Source organism: Luteibacter sp. NPDC104163 (assembly GCF_055584245.1).
In genome coordinates this window covers 14,251-33,175 of record NZ_JBVJMK010000017.1, presented here as the reverse complement: position 1 = coordinate 33,175, position 18,925 = coordinate 14,251, and the positions used below count along the sequence as shown (strand labels likewise).

General features: G+C 63.5%; 18 protein-coding genes and 1 tRNA gene. 6 read left to right on the top strand and 13 right to left on the bottom strand.

All coding sequences use genetic code 11. The annotated features are described in order from the left end of the window. The first annotated feature begins 559 nt into the window (after window positions 1-559). The gene (locus ACZ6YI_RS17415; RefSeq protein WP_465779766.1) at window positions 560-1,750 is read left to right on the top strand and encodes a site-specific integrase; all 1,191 of its coding nucleotides are present in this window, start codon (window positions 560-562) and stop codon (window positions 1,748-1,750) included. Between the two features lie 17 nt (window positions 1,751-1,767). On the opposite strand, the gene ACZ6YI_RS17410 is transcribed toward ACZ6YI_RS17415, so the two are convergent. The 3 genes from ACZ6YI_RS17410 to nhaA all read right to left on the bottom strand — a co-directional run bounded on the left by ACZ6YI_RS17410 (window position 1,768) and on the right by nhaA (window position 7,641). After that, window positions 1,768-4,377, bottom strand: coding sequence for an AAA family ATPase (locus ACZ6YI_RS17410; RefSeq protein ID WP_465779765.1), 2,610 nt, complete (start codon window positions 4,375-4,377; stop codon window positions 1,768-1,770). 94 nt (window positions 4,378-4,471) lie between these two features. Next, window positions 4,472-6,121 carry a MobA/MobL family protein gene (locus ACZ6YI_RS17405; protein ID WP_465779764.1) on the bottom strand — a complete coding sequence of 550 codons (1,650 nt, stop codon included), beginning with the start codon at window positions 6,119-6,121 and terminating at the stop codon, window positions 4,472-4,474. Between the two features lie 323 nt (window positions 6,122-6,444). Beyond that, complete coding sequence (gene nhaA, locus ACZ6YI_RS17400) at window positions 6,445-7,641, bottom strand: Na+/H+ antiporter NhaA (RefSeq protein ID WP_465779763.1); 1,197 nt, start codon at window positions 7,639-7,641, stop codon at window positions 6,445-6,447. A gap of 53 nt (window positions 7,642-7,694) precedes the next feature. Here nhaA and ACZ6YI_RS17395 point away from each other — a divergent pair, with 53 nt between their 5' ends. Continuing rightward, window positions 7,695-8,156 (top strand): hypothetical protein, encoded by a 462-nt coding sequence (locus ACZ6YI_RS17395; RefSeq protein ID WP_465779762.1) that lies wholly within the window; start codon window positions 7,695-7,697, stop codon window positions 8,154-8,156. Window positions 8,157-8,397: 241 nt separating this feature from the next. Here ACZ6YI_RS17395 and ACZ6YI_RS17390 read toward each other — a convergent pair whose 3' ends face one another. After that, window positions 8,398-8,649: a hypothetical protein gene (locus ACZ6YI_RS17390; protein WP_465779761.1), complete on the bottom strand. Its 252-nt coding sequence runs from the start codon at window positions 8,647-8,649 to the stop codon at window positions 8,398-8,400. 150 nt (window positions 8,650-8,799) lie between these two features. On the opposite strand from ACZ6YI_RS17390, the gene ACZ6YI_RS17385 reads away from it, so the two are divergent. Next, window positions 8,800-9,129, top strand: coding sequence for a hypothetical protein (locus tag ACZ6YI_RS17385; protein ID WP_465779760.1), 330 nt, complete (start codon window positions 8,800-8,802; stop codon window positions 9,127-9,129). A gap of 323 nt (window positions 9,130-9,452) precedes the next feature. Here ACZ6YI_RS17385 and ACZ6YI_RS17380 read toward each other — a convergent pair whose 3' ends face one another. The 5 genes from ACZ6YI_RS17380 to rplM all read right to left on the bottom strand — a co-directional run bounded on the left by ACZ6YI_RS17380 (window position 9,453) and on the right by rplM (window position 12,542). Next, the gene (locus ACZ6YI_RS17380; protein ID WP_465779759.1) at window positions 9,453-10,031 is read right to left on the bottom strand and encodes a hypothetical protein; all 579 of its coding nucleotides are present in this window, start codon (window positions 10,029-10,031) and stop codon (window positions 9,453-9,455) included. Then, window positions 10,028-11,509 (bottom strand): DUF6538 domain-containing protein, encoded by a 1,482-nt coding sequence (locus tag ACZ6YI_RS17375; RefSeq protein ID WP_465779758.1) that lies wholly within the window; start codon window positions 11,507-11,509, stop codon window positions 10,028-10,030. The genes ACZ6YI_RS17380 and ACZ6YI_RS17375 overlap by 4 nt, the downstream gene beginning before the upstream one ends. 80 nt (window positions 11,510-11,589) lie before the next feature. Next, window positions 11,590-11,663, bottom strand: a tRNA-Gln gene (locus ACZ6YI_RS17370). Window positions 11,664-11,711: 48 nt separating this feature from the next. Beyond that, window positions 11,712-12,104, bottom strand: coding sequence for a 30S ribosomal protein S9 (gene rpsI / locus ACZ6YI_RS17365; protein ID WP_045828716.1), 393 nt, complete (start codon window positions 12,102-12,104; stop codon window positions 11,712-11,714). A gap of 9 nt (window positions 12,105-12,113) precedes the next feature. Then, on the bottom strand, window positions 12,114-12,542 hold the full coding sequence (gene rplM / locus ACZ6YI_RS17360) for a 50S ribosomal protein L13 (RefSeq protein WP_045828717.1): 429 nt from the start codon (window positions 12,540-12,542) through the stop codon (window positions 12,114-12,116). 273 nt (window positions 12,543-12,815) lie between these two features. Here rplM and coq7 point away from each other — a divergent pair, with 273 nt between their 5' ends. Then, window positions 12,816-13,457, top strand: a complete 642-nt coding sequence (coq7, locus tag ACZ6YI_RS17355) for a 2-polyprenyl-3-methyl-6-methoxy-1,4-benzoquinone monooxygenase (protein WP_465779757.1) — start codon at window positions 12,816-12,818, stop codon at window positions 13,455-13,457. Window positions 13,458-13,587: 130 nt separating this feature from the next. On the opposite strand, the gene speD is transcribed toward coq7, so the two are convergent. Continuing rightward, window positions 13,588-14,373 carry an adenosylmethionine decarboxylase gene (speD, locus tag ACZ6YI_RS17350; RefSeq protein ID WP_036109987.1) on the bottom strand — a complete coding sequence of 262 codons (786 nt, stop codon included), beginning with the start codon at window positions 14,371-14,373 and terminating at the stop codon, window positions 13,588-13,590. A gap of 343 nt (window positions 14,374-14,716) precedes the next feature. Here speD and crp point away from each other — a divergent pair, with 343 nt between their 5' ends. Next, window positions 14,717-15,412, top strand: a complete 696-nt coding sequence (gene crp, locus ACZ6YI_RS17345; protein WP_465779756.1) for a cAMP-activated global transcriptional regulator CRP — start codon at window positions 14,717-14,719, stop codon at window positions 15,410-15,412. Between the two features lie 17 nt (window positions 15,413-15,429). On the opposite strand, the gene ACZ6YI_RS17340 is transcribed toward crp, so the two are convergent. After that, window positions 15,430-16,380, bottom strand: coding sequence for a bifunctional helix-turn-helix transcriptional regulator/GNAT family N-acetyltransferase (locus tag ACZ6YI_RS17340; protein ID WP_465779755.1), 951 nt, complete (start codon window positions 16,378-16,380; stop codon window positions 15,430-15,432). Window positions 16,381-16,523: 143 nt separating this feature from the next. Here ACZ6YI_RS17340 and ACZ6YI_RS17335 point away from each other — a divergent pair, with 143 nt between their 5' ends. Beyond that, window positions 16,524-17,270 (top strand): sulfite exporter TauE/SafE family protein, encoded by a 747-nt coding sequence (locus ACZ6YI_RS17335; RefSeq protein WP_465779754.1) that lies wholly within the window; start codon window positions 16,524-16,526, stop codon window positions 17,268-17,270. Between the two features lie 50 nt (window positions 17,271-17,320). Here the strand turns inward: ACZ6YI_RS17335 and ACZ6YI_RS17330 are convergent, their stop codons facing one another. After that, on the bottom strand, window positions 17,321-18,025 hold the full coding sequence (locus ACZ6YI_RS17330; protein WP_465779753.1) for a haloacid dehalogenase-like hydrolase: 705 nt from the start codon (window positions 18,023-18,025) through the stop codon (window positions 17,321-17,323). 6 nt (window positions 18,026-18,031) lie between these two features. Then, a complete protein-coding gene (gene trpC / locus ACZ6YI_RS17325) occupies window positions 18,032-18,883 on the bottom strand; it encodes an indole-3-glycerol phosphate synthase TrpC (protein ID WP_440327357.1) in 852 nt (283 codons plus the stop codon). Window positions 18,884-18,925: the final 42 nt, after the last annotated feature.

The following is an 18,925-nucleotide window of genomic DNA, read 5'->3' as shown; positions in this document are numbered from 1 at the left end:
TGCTGGTCAAAAAATGACCATTTCGAAGCGTTATAGGGGTGGCTTGGCATCGGCTCATCTACGTCACCCTCCCACAGCCGTCCAGGGAGTCAAGTCAGCGTAGGAAACTGCGTAAGTGGTTGCGCAGGTGGGAAATGTGACGGGCGTCACGCGTTTTCGGCAGTAAACGACAGGGGACGCGGTTGACGTTTCTGACGGTCGGCCTACAAAACGGCCCCCTTCTTCGCATTGTTTGCCCATGCCGTCCGCTGGCCTCCCTCAATCGCCCCCTCGTCCGCCCCTCTACCACCTCCATACGGGGCCAGACGGCGCAATCGACTTTTCGCCAACCTGCGCCGAGGGCCATGCCCTGGGCATGGCGTTCATTGAGCGCATGTGGGAACTGGACCGTATCCGGGACGCCTCGCCCCGAGACGCTGCGGGACTTCCCATTACCGTGCCGCCGCCTGCGGTCCCCCGTCCCCACATGCCAGCGCCGCCCCCGGCACCTCGGGCTATCGCGGAGCCTGCCCCCGTGTCACCGGCTGCGGAGACCTCCACGGTCGTTGTTGGGAAGACCTTGAGCGAACTGATTGACCTCCACCTGGCCAACCTGCGGCACGGGCCGAAGCGGGCAACGCCAGCCACGCGAGACCGGCAGGCCGCGCTCAAACTCCTGGTGGAAACGGTTGGGGACCGGCCGATCGCTGACCTGACCTCTGCCGATGCCATTGTGTTTGCCGATCTTCTGGCCGTTTGGCCGAAGCGGCGCCAGAACTTCCCTCACCTCGCCGACCTGCCCGCACCCGAGGTGGCCGCCCGAGCCAAGCGGGCCAAACTGCCGGTGATCGGCCTGGGCACCCAACATAAGCACTTGATGCATGTGAACGCCCTGATGAACTGGGCGGTGAAACTCGGCGAGATCCCGGCCAACCCCTTCCATTACGTGGACACTGCCCGCTATCGAAAAGACGAAAACGGCCGGATGCGCAAGAAGAAGGACACCTTTTCCAAGTCAGACCTGCGCGCCATCTTCGACGCTGCCCACATGCGCACGCACAACGCACCGCATAAGTATTGGGTCCCCCTCATCGGTCACTTTACGGGGATGCGGGTCAACGAGATCACTCAACTCTACCTCGATGACGTCATGCGAAAACCCTACCTCGATGAAGAGGGCGAGGAGCATGAGGTGCTGGTCTTCAACATTACCCCCGACGGCGATGGCCAAAGTGTCAAGACGTCCTACAGCATCCGCGCCATCCCCGTGCCGAAAACCCTCCTGGATCTTGGCTTTGAACGCTACATCGAAGATGTCCGCGCCAGCGGAGCAAAACACCTTTTTCCCGGCATCCCTTGGGAGGAAGGCGGCCCAGGCAAAACTGTGAGTCAGTGGTTCAACGGGGTCCACCTGCGGGAGGTGTGCGGCATCAAAAGCCCACGCAAAACTCTCCATTGCCTGCGCCACACCCTGACGACCCTCATGGAGCGGCGGAAGGTCCCGGACAGCATCATCTGCGCCATCAATGGACACTCCCCCGGTGAGGGAGTGGACAAGAAAACCTATGTCGCCGATGCGACCGTGCTGGAGTGCCAAGAGGTGTTGAAGGCGTTGCCCTTCCCTCCCCTGGCACTGGAGCCATATGCGTCAGGGCGGTTCGACCGATACCTGGCAAGGGCGGCGGCCGAACGGGAGCGGGAGGAGCGGACAAAGGCCGAAGGCGGAGAGTTCAAACGAAGGAAAGGCCCCGCTCCTATGAGCGGGGGTTAACAGCGACCCCATAACGATCAGTGGCGAGCCGGAACTCGCTTCAACTCGGGCTTCCTTCGTTCAATCGCTTCCCGCCAACCGTCCAACTTGTTGATGTCAGCCAAGACCTCTTCCGGTGTCGGCACTTCGACGTCGCCATGCTTGGGAGTGTCGTGCGCATGACTTGAACAGTGGGCCATGTTCTCAACCACCGTAGCCACGTCTTCATGACGGACCTCCACCTGTTTTAGCCGGTTTGTCTCGACCGACTTCCTGAAACGCTCCACGGTCCCATTTAACAACACCTCCTCGACACACCCCTCCCAAGCCTCGCGCAAGGTCTTGTAGAGTTTCCCGACCGCCTCCTTGTAAGCCAACTGCTCGCCGTCCCGTCGAAGTCGAACGCAGTTGACTTGGTCATCGCGTAGCCTTCGAACACGGGCTGCGGTGCTCATTCCCTCAAATGGAAGGTCATCGGTAGCAACACCGAAACCATCGCGGGTTTGGGACAACGTGCGTGTGGTCAACTTCACCTCGAACTTCTGCGCCGCCTTAGTAAGTGCGAACAGGAAGAAGATGTCATGGGTGAACACGATGACCTGGCGGTCCCTCGCCTCCCCGGCAATCCGACGTGCCACACGCTGACGCCGCAGGTGATCAAGGGAACACACCGGATCATCGAAGATGATGCCGCTGCCATCCCCCGACAGACGGCGTTCGGTCAAAAATGAAGCGATGGCCACCGCACGCTGCTCGCCTTCACTTAGCACATCCTTGGCAGGATGCTTGCCGGGCCGCTCAAGCACGAGTTTGAATGTTGATCGTCCGCGCTCGCCTTCAGGCTTCATTGCCACCTTCAGGTCAGCGATGTCCAGAATGCTCAACTCTTCGTTAAGTGCGTTTGCCAAGATCTCCGTGGCCATGTTCTTGGTCAACTCGGTGGACTTCCGTGTAATGCCGCCGGTTAACAAATCCTCTTCGCAGGCGAGCAACTTCTTCTGATGCGCATGCCGGGCTATGGCCCGAAGAGCCGCTTCCTTGAGTTCGCCAAGCAGACGCCGGTCTTCGAGTTCGGCCCGCTCCGATACCAAGGACTTTTTCAACTCTTCGTCGGTCGCCTTCTCCATGGTCTCCTGCTGACCTTTGAGAACGTCAATCAGGTCATCCAATCCTTTGATCGGGCTTTCCGACAACTCTGGAACTTCTCCCCATTCGTTGTTTCCAGAGACGCGCACGATGGCAGCCTGCCGCTCTTTCAAGGACTCCTGGAAGTCGGCACATATCAGAGCCAGAGGCTCGGATAGTTGGTGAAGTTCGCCCTTAACCGCCTCCGTCAAGCCGATATCCATGGACGCCCCGCGCAACTCCAGAAAGGCGGCTGATGCCGTCTCCTTCGCGGTGTCTGCCCTCTTCTGTGCCTCACCGGTCACGAACCGCTCAAAGGATTCGAGGCGTTCGGCGGCCTCTGCGTCCAATGATTGCTGACAGAGGGGGCAGGCCTGCCCTTCGTGGAGGTGTGGGAAGGCCTTGACCGGTTCCGACGTAATCGCAAACGCACGAGCCGCCTCGAACATCGAGCGCCAGAGGTCGCCACCAGTGTGAGGCAGTTGGTCCGGTCTCTCGTGGAAGGCTTTAGCCGTCAGCGCCGCTTCCAACTTGGCCTCATTGGAACGGGCGATGAGGGCTTTGAGGCTCTCTGTTTTGTCAGGGCCGATGGCCGCCGTAGCGGTTGCCGCACAGTCCCGGACCGCCTGAACACGGAGCGCCTGGTTCTTCAGGGCCAAGGCCTGCGCTGCTGGGTCTGGGACGGCCAACGCCCGGATGACGGTTTCCAGCCGTTCCTCTTGCTCCGCATTCAAGCCTGCGGCTCCGATGACCTGGGCCTCCGATACCTTGCCGGGTAGCCCGGCTGCGATTTTTCCCGCGACGGTGGTGCGCTTGGCCAAGTCGTCGAACGGCTGGACGTCCGGCGCGTGCTCGCCGCTTTCCTTCTGAACCAGTGCTTTCAGGCGACCGCACGCGGTTCCTAGGTCGGCCAGGATATCGAGGCCTGCGGGGCTGTAAGCGAAGTCGCCATTGTTGTCGAGGAAGGCGCGGGCGCACCGGTGATCGAACACGGCAATCCGATCGAGCGGTGGAACTTCAACCGTTCCGTTGACCCAGGCGATGGTGTGCTCTTCATCGCCAACAACCGTGACCAGTTCAGCGCCGGGAACCCCTGCCTCGTTCTGCGGGAGATTTGTGTTCGGGTAGACCTTCTCGGTCTTGTCCCGGGCAAAGCAGGCCTGTTTGAGGACTCGGGCATAGCCCGATTTGCCCGAGCCATTCGAGCCGTAAATCACCGTCAGGCCCGATGTCGAAAAGGTCAGGTTTCCGGTCGTGGCCAGCGCGTTGACGTTGCGCGGGTTGCGGATCGCCAGGAGACCCACAGGTGGGCCGGCTTGCCCTCGGGCAGGAACCTCTCCGCCGAGCGCTCGCGCTTCTCGTCCGTCCGGGTCAGCGATGCCGTGCTTCGATTTCAAAATGGCCAAGAGGTCGTTGTCGTCATCCGCGGTGAGGTATCCGACCTCATCCAACCGGGCGACCGCCTCCCGCTGCCAATCCACCTGGCCGCGCGACCAAGCCCTCACTTCGTCCAATATCGTCATTGCTCCTCCCCTGTTGGCGTCCTGCCACGGAAGCACCCTGCCCCCGCAAGCGGGCCCAGATTACTGCGACTGGCGGCTGCGGTGGACGGGTCCGTTAGGGGCGTGGTCGAGGCCCCGGCACCCGGTAGGTGAGCCTGGGTTCCAGGATGGTCACGGCCGGCACCTTCCCGCTGGGATCAGTCCCCACGCTTGGCATGGCTTCGGCACGCTGCTCCGGCGTCATGGCCGCCAGGAGCGGCGCCACGAGATCCGGGCCGACCCTCTCCAGCGAGGTAAGCGCAGACCGCAGGCGGCCTCGGGCTGTCGACAACCGCCGCTCGATCTCCCGAACAGCCGCAGCCCGTGCCTTGGCTTCGGAACGCTGGCCTTCAACGATGCCCTTAGTGGCCTGGACGGCACGCTGATGGAAAGCGATGTCATGGGCCAGGTCACGCCACGCGGCTGGCTTTCGGCCCACCAGCCTGCCCGCTCGCATCCGAATAGGATGCGCCTGGGCCCATGCCTCGGCTCGTTCATTCGCGGCGGTGCGCTGCCGGCGTGCCTCGTCGAGCTCAAACGAGGCTTCCAGTTCGGCCGCTTTCGTTCGACGGGCCGCGCTTTCAACCTCGATGAGGCGGCCGGCAAGTCCGCGGAGCAGACCGAGCGCCCGTTGGACGGCCCGCGCCAGCCGTAGGATTCTTCCCCATCGTTCATCACCGGGGACCGTCCGCGGGGCCAGTGCTTCGAACCGGACCACGAGGGAGGCGTCAGGCGGTAGGTCGGCCAGTTTGTCCTCGTCGGCGCGCTCATCAACGTATGAGGCAGGGTCAACGACGACCGAAGGGGCAAGGTCCCCCACCGCGGGCTCTGGCTCTGCTCCACTCCACGCCGAACGCTCTCTGGTCACGTCCGCCCTGGCCGCACCGCGCTGGATTTCGACGTCCCCGGAGTGAGCGATCTCGTAAGCCCTGCTAGCCACCATGATGTCCCGGACGGCATCGCCCTTCCGGGTGAAGAATCCCTTCCGCTCAAGTGCCACGGCATTGGACCCAAGGGTTGGCTGCGGGGTCAGGTCGAGCCCTAGGCGCTCGTAACTCCGATATTCATAGCGGGCATCCATGCCGGCGTCGGCGGCGGCCTCGGTCGCTAACTCGGACCAGACCCGGTTGAAGGTCTCCACCATGCCCCGGCCCAATGCCTTGCTCGCGAGCATCGGGTGACGGGCACCAAACACCACCGACACCTCCCCGACCCCGGAGTCGCCACCGTCGGCGGGATGGGTGACCAGCGGGCGCGAAGGGAAATACAAATGAGCGTGGAAACCCTGGAGGTGGTCTGGCTTGACCTGGCCCAGGGCGTCCACTGCCGCGTCGCGATGAAGGCCGACGGACACGGGCGTGCCGAGTTGGTCCATGATGAAGCGGGCCAACTTCTCGGCCAGGCGCCCGGCCCGCTGGTCATCGAGACCGAGAGGGATGGGGATCCGGTAATCCCGGGCGACCTGGGAGTCCTTCCGCTTCTCCGCCAGTTCCACGGCATTCCAGAGTTGCCCCGGATCCGTAGCCCATTCGGGCGCACCCTCCGGCGCCACGGTCATGGCCATAACGACCTCCTCGCCCAGGGCCCGGCGGGTGTAGTCCTGCCAGACCTGTAGGCGCTCGTCCCATAGCCTCAACCCGAGGCGGTAGGCGACGCCGGCAACGGCGCTATGGCCCTTAGAACGCGTATGGATCTCTAGGTGAGGGCGAGCGTGGCGCAGCACCATGTAACAGTCCCCTTGTCCGCCGTCTTCGCGCGGCGTGTTGGTTGCGGCCTTTGTGACCGTCTCGGCGGGTGCGTCCGGTCGGACACGCCGCCCCCATGGGAAGACATCAAAGCAGACGGAAGGGATGTGTCAAGCGTCCTTGACACAAGCGAGGCAGCCTAACCCCGGGACGGCTGACCAACAGATAAAAGAAAGCCGCGCACGGGGCGCGGCCTGGGCCTGCTCTGGACTTTCAGCAGTTGCAGGTGACTTTGGCTTTGAGCGGCGTGTTGGCACAACACATAGACGCGCTCTTGCTCGTGATGTTGCCCTGGTTTTCCAAGTTACTGCGGATGCCGGGACCGGGAGGCAAGGGCGAACGCCACCGCGCCGACTACGCCGGCGAGCAGCGAGCCGGCCAGGATGCCCAACTTCACCTCGCCCTGAAGTTCGGGGTGATTCGGAAAGGCCAACATCCCGATGAACAAGGACATCGTGAAGCCGATGCCGCAGAGCCACGCGGTCGCGAACAGTTGCCCGTGGCTGGCCTGCGGGGGAAGTTCAGCCCAGCCGGCTTTGATCGCAAGCCAGGCGGCCCCAAACACGCCCACCACCTTGCCGATCGCGAGGCCCAGACCGACGCCCAGGGTGGTGGGCGCGAGCCATTGGTCTACCCCCGAGCCTGCGAAGGAGATGCCCGCGTTGGCGAAGCCGAACAGCGGAAGAACGAGCACCGGAACCAGGCGGTGGAGGGCATGCTCCAGTTGGAGCAAGGGCGAGTGCGAGCAGTCGCCGTCCGAGGGTGGCCGACCGTCTTTATCCCGGAGAGGAACACAGAGGGCCGTGGCGACCCCGGCCAGCGTGGCATGGACGCCGGAGGCATGGACCAGCACCCACAGCACCGCACCGAGGTGCAGGTAGGGGCTCAATCGCCGGACCCCTGCCCGGTTGAGGCCCGCCATGGCCACGACGACGCCCACAGCGGCCGCCAGATACCCGAGTTGAAGGTCCGGGGTGTAGAACAGCGCAATGATGACCACCGCACCCAGGTCGTCAATGATGGCCAAGGCGGCAAGGAAGGCCTTCAACGAGGTCGGGACCCGTGGCCCCAGGAGAGCGGCCACGCCGAGAGCAAACGCAATGTCAGTCGCCGACGGGATGGCCCAGCCGTTGCGGGATTCGGGGTGGGCGCCGTTGAGGGCCAAGTAGATCAACGCCGGCACCACCATCCCGCCCAGCGCGCCCAGCCCAGGCAAAATCCGCAGCCGCGGGGTGGCTAGTTCGCCATCCACGAACTCCCGCTTAATCTCCAAGCCGACGAGAAGGAAGAACACGGCCATCAGCCCGTCGTTGATCCAATGGAGCACCGAGAGCGGCCCAACCTCGACGTGGAGCGCGTGCTCATAGGCGTCGGCCCAAGGCGAGTTGGCCACGACCATGGCCAGGGCGGCGGTGCCCATCAGGACCAATCCGCCCGTGGCCGAGCCGGACATGAAGTCAAGGACCCGCTGAAGCGGACGCCAGATCAGGGTGGAAAGCATCACGATCCGATCAAAAACGAAGACATCCCACCCTAAGGGAATGGGAGAGAAAGGTGAACTTCGCCAGGAAATCCGACGCTCGCCTCCCCCATGTTTGCGGTATTGTCGAACGGATGCCCGACACGTCGAACATGCCCCCGACCATCGCGCTCGTCGGCGACGAGGCACCCTTGCTGACGGCGCTGGCCGTCACCCTTGAACGCACTGGCGAGAAAGCGGTGATCGTCCACACCGCTGCGGCGGCTCGTCTGATCCTGGCGGCGGCTCCCGCTATCAACACCGTCATCTGCCGGTGCCACCAGTCCGGCGAGCAGCCTGGCCTGACCCTGCTGGAGGAACTGGCCGCCATCCGTCCTGATCTGGCGCTGATTGGGCTATGCGGGCAGACCAGCCATGCGCACGAGGATGGCCCGAACGGCTGCCACTACCTTGCGGCGCCCTATGAACTCGACGACATCCGCAGGGTGTTGGCCTGGGCTCGCCTGGATGCGTATGGACGAGCCATGGCGTCGTAAGACAGCAGGACTGGCTCCGTCGAGATCCCATGCGCTCGTGGCGACGGAGAAGGCAACGGCGGGATACGTGTGCGGGCGCCAGAATGAAAAAGCCGCCCCCGCAGACCAAGCAGGGGCGGCCGATGGCGGGAGGGGGTGGGGGATCCCGCCGGTGGTGATCATGGAGGAAGCGGCAGGCGATTTCATCCTCTTAGGAGCGATCTGCCGAAACCGCGCTCAATGGGCGCATAACACCCACGGCTCACGTTCGGACGATTCCGAGCAAGTCGTTGGCCTCGTCCTCGGTCATGGCCTCTGCTTCGACGAAGAACGACACGGGCGCGCCCGTGGTCACGTCTTTGAGCACCGTGGGGCCGGGATTTCTAAAATCACCTTCGACACAACCGCCGAGCGTGAGAAAACCCTCCTCCAGCGAGCCGACGGTAAACCCGCCACAGCGCTCGATCAGCGCCATGCGCAGTTCGTCGTGAAACCAAATCACCTTGCCAAACATTCCTCACCCGTCCTGCCGCCAGCCGGGGACCTGGCACTTCCCTCTATGTCGGCCACCCGGGCGAACGGTTGAATCGGTCGCAGTCACAAATGTGAAATCCATGACTTTTTCCGATTTTCACGAGGATCGCGGTTTTGATAGATAACGCACATGTGCCCCTTCGATTCTCCGCCAATCGGCCCTGACGGAACCGACCCGAGCGACCTGCCCGACGACCGCCTGACGCTCGTCATGGCCGGTTTGATCCAGGACTGCCAAGCCGCTGGCGCGGCGCTGCTCCAGAGTGACCTGACCCACGCGCTCGCCCGGGCCCGGGTAATCCACCAAGTGGCACGGCTGGCCAATCTGGGCGACATTGATGCGCTGGCCGCCGGGCTGGAGCACGCCATCTTGGCGGCGGCGGAAGGGCGGCCCACGGGGGTGGGCCTGGCCTTCGACCGACTATCGAGGGCCCTCGACGACCGGCTGGAGCTAGGCTAGCCATCCATCAGTCAACCGAGGGCTGGGTCTCGTTCGAGTCGAATAGGGTGGGACAGGTTTGGTGGCCGTTGGATCTTGGCTTGACGGGTGACCATATCGTCCTAAGGTGCTCCGACGTCCGTTCGGAGTTGACCATGTCCCGCAAGCATCAGAGCCGTTCGCATGAGCGGCCAACTCATAGGCATGAAAAGCCGGAAATGGTCGTTCGCGGAGAGCGCCTAACGGAGCTGACCGGCGATCAAGCAATCACGGTTGTTTTATGGTGCGGAGGCGGGCTTTGTCTTGTAGCCATTGCGCTCATGATCGACCTCTTACTCAAGTCACTATGAGTTAGATCCGATCTCCATGATCACCGAACCCAAACAGATAACGCCCACCCCGGTCAGAGCGGTCATAACCCTCAAAATCCAAATCGACCCATCCGCTGGTTCTGCGAAAGAAAGTCGAGCCTCATTAGCGAGCGCGATATAGGGGCCGATCAAAAGCATACATAGCACTACTGCCATGAATACGTGGCCTGAAACATGCGCTGCGAGGTGGCACGAGAGCCCGCCGGCAAGGAGCACGCACGAGAGCGCAAAAAGTGGGCGAGCATGTTTGTCTTTGTATATTCCATAACCGGCCGCGATGCCAGCGAAGCAAGGAAACACGTAGGCCAGGAAATCGAACGCGTTTTTTGTATCTTCGATGTCTATGCTGTCATGTGCCTTGAGGCCAAGGATCACCGCGGTATAGAGGCTAAAAATGGAAAATAAGAGAACGAAGGCAAGGACTGGCGTATGCCGATACAGCCATTCAGGCAGATTCTTTGCGGGCACAGATCGGGGCAACAAACGCGCCAGCCGTTCTCTAGCCAGCTTCAAGTTCTGGCGCCTGTTGTATACGACTTTTTCCTTCGTCATCTGGCAGTCCCGTTCAAAGCAACGGCGATCATTCGGATGTCCAACCAATCATGCCAAGGTAGGCCAGGAAAAAACTGGGCCAACTCCTCCGGCTTCCATGGACGCATGTATGAGCCAGCGTGCGTGTCCGGCATTGGATCACCATTCTCATGCCCCACCAGCGCGCGGCGACGTTCCGCAGGCAGCGGTGCCCACCCCTGAAGTTGCTGGATCATCGTCTTCCGCAAGGAATGAATGCCGATGATGCCGTGAGCCCTCCTCGGCTTCACTCCGATGGTGCCAAGGTAGTAGTTGAAGCCCTTGGAAATGCTGTTGCCTTTGCCGGCCGCGCTGTCAATGCGCATGTGCGGGAAGAAGCGCTCGTGGCCCTCGTCACGGAGACGGTCGACGCGCTCCATGATGCCCAAAGCAAGAAGGTCGGGATGAAGCGGGACCAGCCGTTCGCCACCCTCGCCCGTCTTGATGCTCTGGCCGTCGGAGTCCGCACAAATCCTCACGCATGGCACGCCATCGAGCACCACAAAATCCCGCAGAAAAAGTTGGGCAATCTCTCCGACCCTCGCCCCCGTATAAAGACCGAGGATGGCGCCCCAGCGCACATGATCTTTGCGAATCCGCTTGAAGTTCTCGGGATCGAAAATCCGCTTAAGCGTCGGCTGCTCGAACGGCTCCCAGCCATGCCCACTGGACCGGCGCGCGGCCTTTTCCGCCTTCTTGGCAACGACCAGGCCCTTGATCGGATTCTCGCGAATGATGCCCTTCTGGATCAGGGACTCAAAAAGCTGAGCGACGTGGCTGACCTGGTTGGCAACATAAGGCTTGCTCTGGCCCGACCGCAATAACTCATCGCTCCACTTGCTGGCCCGCTCCCGGGTCAACTGGGCCACGAAACTGAAGGGGCCGATGGCTTTACAGAAGTGGTCCAACGCCCGTTTGCGCTGCGCCCACGTATTCGGCTTCATCGCCAGCGATTCGACTTCGGCGTAGTCCTTGATGGCGTCAGCCAGGGTCAGCCGGGAGGTTGAGGCCGGCGTCGGTGCGACCCAGCGATCGGCGGAAGGAGGCGCGTAGGGGCGGGCATCGAGAACGGCTCGCAGCACCTCCATGCCCTGCTTGTGCTCCCGCTCCGAGCCATCCGTCTTGAACCGGAAGCCCTCGGGCGTCTCCAGTTCCCATTTGCCGACCTTGGGCGGGTTCGTCGCAGGCTTCCCCGTGCTGAAGAAGCCCTGGTAATCCTCGTCCCAGTCGTCATCCATCTCGCTCATCCCTGCCCCCATCCGTGCGCGTGCGGTGGCGAACATTTCAGCACACCGCGCTCCCAGTGCATATGCCCACGCTCGGGCCATGGTCGGGTCTTTGGTGCCAAGGGATCGTTTGAGGACAGACAGCCGCAGGAAGGAACGAAGGTCCTTCGGGACGATGATGCGGAAGTGCCACACGCCGGAAGCGTGGCGGAGAAGATGGTGGGGTAGACGCATACAGGTTGACCAACCAAGTTGACCAAGCGCGGCTACGGCCCAAAAGAAAAGGGCCCCGGAAACCGGGGCCCTGATCAATGTGGCTGGGAGACTAGGATTCGAACCTAGATAAACGGAGTCAGAGTCCGTTGTCCTACCGTTAGACGATCTCCCAAGAAACCTGTCGACGCGCTCTGACCTTGGAGCGTCGAGTAGAAGCGGATTAGCGCTTCGAGAACTGGGTGGCGCGGCGGGCCTTGTGGAGACCGACCTTCTTACGCTCGACTTCGCGGGCGTCGCGGGTCATGAAACCAGCCTTACGCAGCGGCGACTTCAGCGCTTCGTCGTATTCGACGAGGGCGCGGGCGATGCCGAGGCGGATGGCGCCGGCCTGGCCGGTGATACCACCGCCAGCAACCGTGACCATGATATCGAACTTCTCGCTGTTCTCGGTCAGCTCGAGCGGCTGACGGACGATCATGCGCGAGGTTTCGCGACCGAAGAACACATCAAGCGGCTTGCCGTTGACGACGATGCCACCGGTGCCCTTGCGGAGGAACACGCGAGCTGCCGAGGTCTTGCGGCGACCGGTACCGTAATTCTGCTGGATAGCCATGGCGTTTCCTTAGATGTCCAGCTGCTGCGGCTGCTGGGCGGTGTGCGGGTGCTCGGCACCGCCGTACACCTTGAGCTTGCGGTACATGGCGCGACCCAGCGGGTTCTTCGGCAGCATGCCCTTGACGGCGATCTCGATCACGCGCTCCGGGTGCGTAGCCAGCAGATCCTTGAGACTCGTGGTCTTCAGGTTGCCGACGTAGCCGGTGAAGCGGTGGTACATCTTGTCGTCCAGCTTCGCACCGGTGACAGCCACCTTCTCGGCGTTGATCACGACGATGTAATCGCCGGTATCGACGTGCGGGGTGAACTCGGGCTTATGCTTGCCGCGGAGACGGCGCGCGACCTCGGTCGACAGACGACCCAGGGTCTTGTTCGTGGCGTCAATCACGAACCAATCGCGCTTGACGCTCTCCGGCTTGGCGCTGAACGTTTTCATTTCGAAAATACCTGGTTTGCCGCCCACCAAAGGGACGGAACACGGAATCGGTGAAAGCAAAGACGCGAGAGAATAGCGATTTATCCTGCATCGCGCAAGCCCACCTAACAGGTGAGCTTCGGGCCGACAATCATAGCATGATGACGCGGCCTTTACACAAGTGATGCCGTTGGCCGGGTCCGCTCGCCGCGACAAGCAGCCGCAACACGATCACCCCGCCAGGGCACCCGTCCATTGTAACGTGTGCAGGTCCCCACGTTCAAAGGAATCCCCGTGTCCGTCCGCACCCTGACCCCGTTCGATCGCCTGCTGGCCGGGCTGGAGCGCGCCATGGAGGCCGTGGGCGGCTCGCCGGAGGCGCACCGCCGCTCCCCGGGCGATGCCGTGCCCGATGCCGCCCTGGACGATGCCGAGCGCCGCCACGCCGCCGGCCTGATGCGGATCAACCACGTGGGCGAGGTGTGCGCGCAGGCGCTCTATATGGGTCAGGCCGCCCTGGCCCGCACGGAAGAAACCAAGGCCCACCTGCTGCACGCAGCGCAGGAAGAGACCGACCACCTGGCCTGGTGCGCCGAGCGGCTGAAGCAGCTCGATTCCCGCCCCAGCCTGCTCAACCCCCTCTGGTATGCAGGCAGCTACGCCATCGGCGTGGCCGCGGCGGCCGTGGGCGATCCGATCAGCCTGGGCTTTGTCGTCGAGACGGAGCGTCAGGTGGAGGCCCACCTGGCCGAGCACCTGGAGAAGCTTCCGACGCAGGATGACCGCTCGCGGTCCATCCTGAAGCAGATGCAGGAGGATGAGGTCCGGCATGCGGATGCGGCGCAGGCGCGCGGGGGGATCGACCTGCCCTTCCCGATCCCGGGGCTGATGCATGCGGCTTCGGCTGTGATGAAGGCTGTCGCTTACCGGATCTGAGGCAACCGGGATCGCGCGCAAGCGCGCTCCCACACCGGATCTGCGTCGCTCTTGTGGGAGCGCGCTTGCGCGCGATACCTACGGAGACAGCGACCCAACAAAAAAGCCCCGCTTTCGCGGGGCTTTTCAGTTACATCAGGTTGCGGCCGTGGAAGAGTTCCTCGATCTCGCGGCGGAGCAGCGATTCGATGCGCTGGCGCTCCTTGAACGAGAGATCGTCGGCCTGGGCCTCGAACAGGTAGGTGTCGAGGTCGAAGTCCTTGATGTGCATCTTCGTGTGGAAGATGTTTTCCTGGTACACGTTCACGTCGAACATCTCGTACTTCTGGCGGATGTGCTTCGCCAGGTAATCCTGCACCGAGTTGATCTTGTGGTCGATGAAGTGCTTCTTGCCCTTCACGTCACGGGTGAAGCCGCGCACGCGGTAATCGGCGATGACGATATCCGACTCGAAGCTGTCGATCAGGTAGTTCAGGGCCTTCAGCGGCGAGATGACGCCGCAGGTCGCGACATCGATATCGGCGCGGAACGTGGCGATGCCGTTGTGCGGGTGCGTTTCCGGGTAGGTATGGACGGTGATGTGGCTCTTGTCCATGTGCGCCACCACGGCACCGGAAATGGTGTCGCGGCCCAGCTTCTCGACCACCGGCTCCTCGGAGATGAGGATTGTGACCGACGCGCCCTGCGGATCGTAATCCTGGCGCGCGATGTTCAGGATGTTGGCGCCGATGATCTCGGCCACATCCGTGAGGATCTGGGTCAGGCGGTCAGCGTCGTACTGCTCATCGATGTACTCGATGTAGTTCTGGCGCTGCTGTTCCGAAACGGCATAGCAGATGTCGTAGATATTGAAGCTCAGCGCCTTGGTGAGGTTGTTGAAACCCTGGAGGCGAAGGCGGGGAAGCGGTTTGACCACAGCGACTCTCCGAGGCCGGTAGATGACGGCCAGCAGCAGACACGGGTTAGCAGCAAGGGTCCCCGCAACAAAGGAATGGATGGCGAACGAACAGACGACCAGTCTGCCCCTCGTTTATGAACGGCCTGAGACAGGGGGCCGGCTCCGAGGGGGTAAAATTATGGGGCAAAGTGGCGAGGATTTGAACAAGTTCGAACGGATCGTCATTTATGGTGGATTTTGCCCACCCTAAGTCTGCAATAATCCCGCCGGGGACATGGCGAGTCGGCGACACCTGACGGAAAACCGTCGGTGAGTGCCGATCTTGGGGGCGCCATGCCATAGAAGCTCAACGGAATCAGCTGTGGCACAACTTAAATATCTGCTGCAACAGGCGTTCGAACGGTCGCAGGCTCCGCTGAGCTTCGCTCCCGACCCGGCTTCCATGGGCCGTTTCCTCGACGCATGCCACCGGCGCCGCTACCCGGGTAAAACCGCGATCATCCGTCCGGGCGACCCGGCCAACACCCTCTATTACGTGGTGGATGGCTCGCTCGCCGTCTGCACGGAGGACGAGGAAGGCCGAGAGCTGATCCTGGCCTATATCAACCGTGGCCAGTTCATCGGTGAAATGGGCCTCTTCGTGGAACAGGCGCAGCGCGAGTCGCTGGTCCGTACCCGCACGGCCGTGGAAATGGCGGAAATCAGCTACGAACGGCTGTTCCAGCTGCTCGAGGGCCCGCTGGCCGCCGAATGCCCGAAGCTGCTCTTCGCGATCGGCTCCCAGCTGACCCACCGCCTGCTGCGCACGTCGCGCCAGGTGAGCCGCATGGCCTTCATGGATGTGACCAACCGGGTCTCGCGCACCCTCCTGGACCTGTGCCAGGAGCCGGACGCCATGACCCACCCGGATGGCACCCAGATCCGCATCTCCCGCCAGGAAGTCAGCCGGATCGTCGGCTGCTCCCGCGAAATGGTCGGCCGCGTGCTCAAGCAGCTCGAGGAAGAGCGCATGATCGACGTGTCCGGCAAGACCATCGTGGTGCGCGGCACCCGCTAAGGCCCCAGGGGCCCCGCTCAGGGGCCCTGGAACACCATGTAGACATCCGCCCGCTCGTAATGGGAGCCCGGGCGGATCGCCTGCTGCCTGACGAAGCCGGCCCGCTCGTACATTCCGAGCGCCCGGCCAAGGCGGCTGTTCGATTCAAGGAACAGGCGCTTGCCGCCGCGCTCGCGGAAGGCGGCGATGGCGGCATCCAGCAGGAGCCTGCCAGCGCCCAGGCCGCGGAAGTTCTCGTCCACGCCCATCTTCGAGAGCTCGTACACGCCCTCGCCCTCATGCAGCAGGGCACAGGTACCGATGACTTCGCCGGCGTAGAGCGCGAAGAAAATGGCGCCGCCGGGGTGGATCACCAGCGACTCCGGATCGGCGAACAGCGCGCGATCGACATCCTCGACTCGGAAATGCCGCTCAAGCCACTGCTGGTTGAGCCGGCGGAAATGGTCGGCATAGGCCGCATCCCATGGCACGACCTGCACGCGCTCGCGGGCGAGCGCGGCGCCTTGTTCGAGCACCGTGGCGACCAGCGGCTTCGCGGCCAGCGCCTGCTCGCAGCCATCGATGGCATCGAGCAGGTCAAGCATGCGGGGGCCGAGCGATTCAGCCATGCCCCGGCGCAAGGCCAGCCAGACCGGACCCAGCGCACCAAGCGCCCGCTCACCTGCATCGGTCAGCGCCAGCACGCTGCGGCGCCCGTCGCCCGGGTCGCGCTGGCGTACGACCATGCCGGCCTCGACCAGGCGGTCGGCGAGCTGGCTTACGGCCGAGTGGGTCTGTCCAATGGCCGTGGCGACCTCGGTGACCGTCGTAGGGCCCACGTCGCGCAGGAAGCGCATGACCGGGAACCAGCGCGATTCGATCCCTGCCCCACTGGCACGGTAAACCTCATCCACCGCCTGGTAGAAGTAATCGCTCAAGGCCTTGAGGCGGCTGCCAAGGGCTAGCTCGCGCAGGGAGGACAGGTACATCGGGCATCCATGTGGGGACGGGGCGCAGAACGCGAGGCTAGCCGTGGCGGGATGCCGCACGCAAGCGACGGCGCAGCATCTTCATCCACCGCACGCAGCTCGCTCCGCTATGGTGGTCGCCGTACCCCTGAGATGGAGCGCCCATGGATTGGAGCCAGTTCTTCATGTTCGCCTGCGTCGGCCTGCTCGCGCAGCTAGTCGACGGCGCCCTCGGCATGGCCTACGGGCTCGTGTCCAGTTCCGTGCTGCTCGCCATGGGCCTGCCCCCGGCCGTCGCCAGCGCCACCGTCCATACCGCCGAGATGGTTACCACCGGCGTCTCCGGTGGTGCGCATGCCTTCTTCGGCAACGTGGACTGGAAGTCGTTCCGGCGGCTGGCCATTCCCGGGGTGATCGGTGGCGTGATCGGCGCGTGGTTCCTCGCCAGCGTCCCGGGCGATGCGATCAAACCCTACGTCTACGCCTACCTGCTGATCCTCGGCGTAGTGGTGCTGGTGCGCGCCAGCGGCCGCATCGTCTCGCATCACCGCGTGCGCTACAAAGGCGTGGTGGGCTTCTTCGCGGGGCTGCTCGACGCCATTGGCGGCGGTGGCTGGGGCCCGATTGCTACCTCCACCCTGCTCGCCCGCGGCGGCAACGTGCGCCACACGATCGGTACGGTGAACGCGGCGGAGTTCGTCGTGACCATCGCGATCTCGACCACGCTCATCGCCCATATGGGTGTCCAGCACTGGACCATCGTGCTGGGGCTGTTGACCGGTGGTGTGATCGCGGCGCCACTGGCGGCGTGGCTGGTGCGGCACCTGCCGCCGCGATACGTGATGGGGGCGGTGGGGTGCCTGATTGTCGGGATCAGCCTTTATCAGCTGGGGAATCTGTTCCTCGGGTGAGCTATCGCGCGCGAGCGCGCTCCCACAAGGGCGCGGGAGCGTGGGATCCCTCAGTACCAGCCGAGGATCTCGAGCTTTTCGCCTAGGGGCTTGCGCATCTTTTTCAGCGTCCGGTTGCTGGGGTTTACCAGCTTCGCCGCGTCGGCGGCCTTGAGCATGGCGAGGTCGGAGACCGAGTCGCCGTAGGCGATGGCCCAGGGTCGGGCGATGCCGGCGCGTTCGACAGCCTTCACCTTCATCCCGTCGACGTTGTGCTGCACGAAGTGAACGCCGAACAGGCCGCCGCGCACGCGCGATGCAAGGAGTTCGACGCCGCGCAGGTCCACCTCGTCGAGGATCGTCTGCACCAGGGTGCCGTCGTTGCCGGTCACGATGAGCACGCGATCGCCAGCTTCCACGTGCCGGCGCAGGGTGGCCACGCCATCGCGCACGAAGACACCGGGGCGTCGCGCATAGGTACGCCCGAACGCCGTCAGCAGGCGCTTGTAGTTCGCCTCGGTACGGCCGAAGGTGATCACGCGGAGGAAGACGCGCCCGAGGATCCGCGTGCCCGCCGCGCTGCGCAGCATGAACGGCAGCACGGGGAGCCACGGAAGCGCGAGCAACAGGCGCCAGCGGCCGAAACCGGAGAGGCGCTCGCGGAAGAAGAGTTCCAGCGTCTGGTGGCGCACGATCACGCCATCGAAATCGAACAACACGACGCGTCGTGCGTCGGCGGAGGTGCCAGGCACCTCCGGCTCATGCCCCTGTTCCATGCTTGCTCAGTGCTTGTGCGGGTGGGTCGGCGCGTGCGTGCCGAACAGCTTCTGTAGTTCCGCGCCCGGATCCGCGGCGCGCATGAACGCCTCGCCGACGAGGAAGGTGTGGATGCCCTTCTCGCGAAGCGTGCGCACGTCTTCCGGCGTGTGGATGCCCGATTCCGCGACGATCGCGGTATCCGGACCCACGCGGTCCTTCAGCTTCAGCGAGGTACCCAGCGAGGTCTCGAACGTGCGCAGGTTGCGGTTGTTCACGCCGATCAGCGGCGCGGGCATGCCCAGCGCGATCTCGAGTTCTTCCTCGTTGTGCACTTCCACCAGGACATCGAGATCCAGCTCGGCCGCCAGCAGCGAGAGCTCGGTGAGGCGGCTTTCATCGTAGATGGTGTCGCCATCGCTCTCCTTCGAACCGAAGGCGGAGACGATGAGCAGGATGCAGTCGGCACCGATCACGCGGGCCTCGTACACCTGGTACTCATCGATGATGAAGTCCTTGCGGAGGATCGGCAGGTTGCACGCCTCGCGGGCCTGGCGGAGGTAATCCTCGTGGCCCTGGAAGAAGTCCGCATCGGTGAGGACGGAAAGACAGGTGGCGCCGCCGGCTTCGTAGCTGCGGGCGATGGCCGCCGGGTCGAAATCAGGACGGATCAGCCCCTTCGACGGACTGGCCTTCTTGACCTCGGCGATGACGGCAGGCTTGTTCTCATACAGCCGCGCATCGATCGCGGCCACGAATCCGCGGGTCTCCCCGAGGTCGGCAATCTGCGCGGCAAGGTCGTCCATCGTGCGCTTGCGGCTGCGCTCGGCGATCTCTTCTACCTTGCGGTCGAGGATACGGTGGAGGATGTCGGGCATCGGTGTCGCTTCCTGGAGTGAGGCGGGGGTGGGGATACCCCG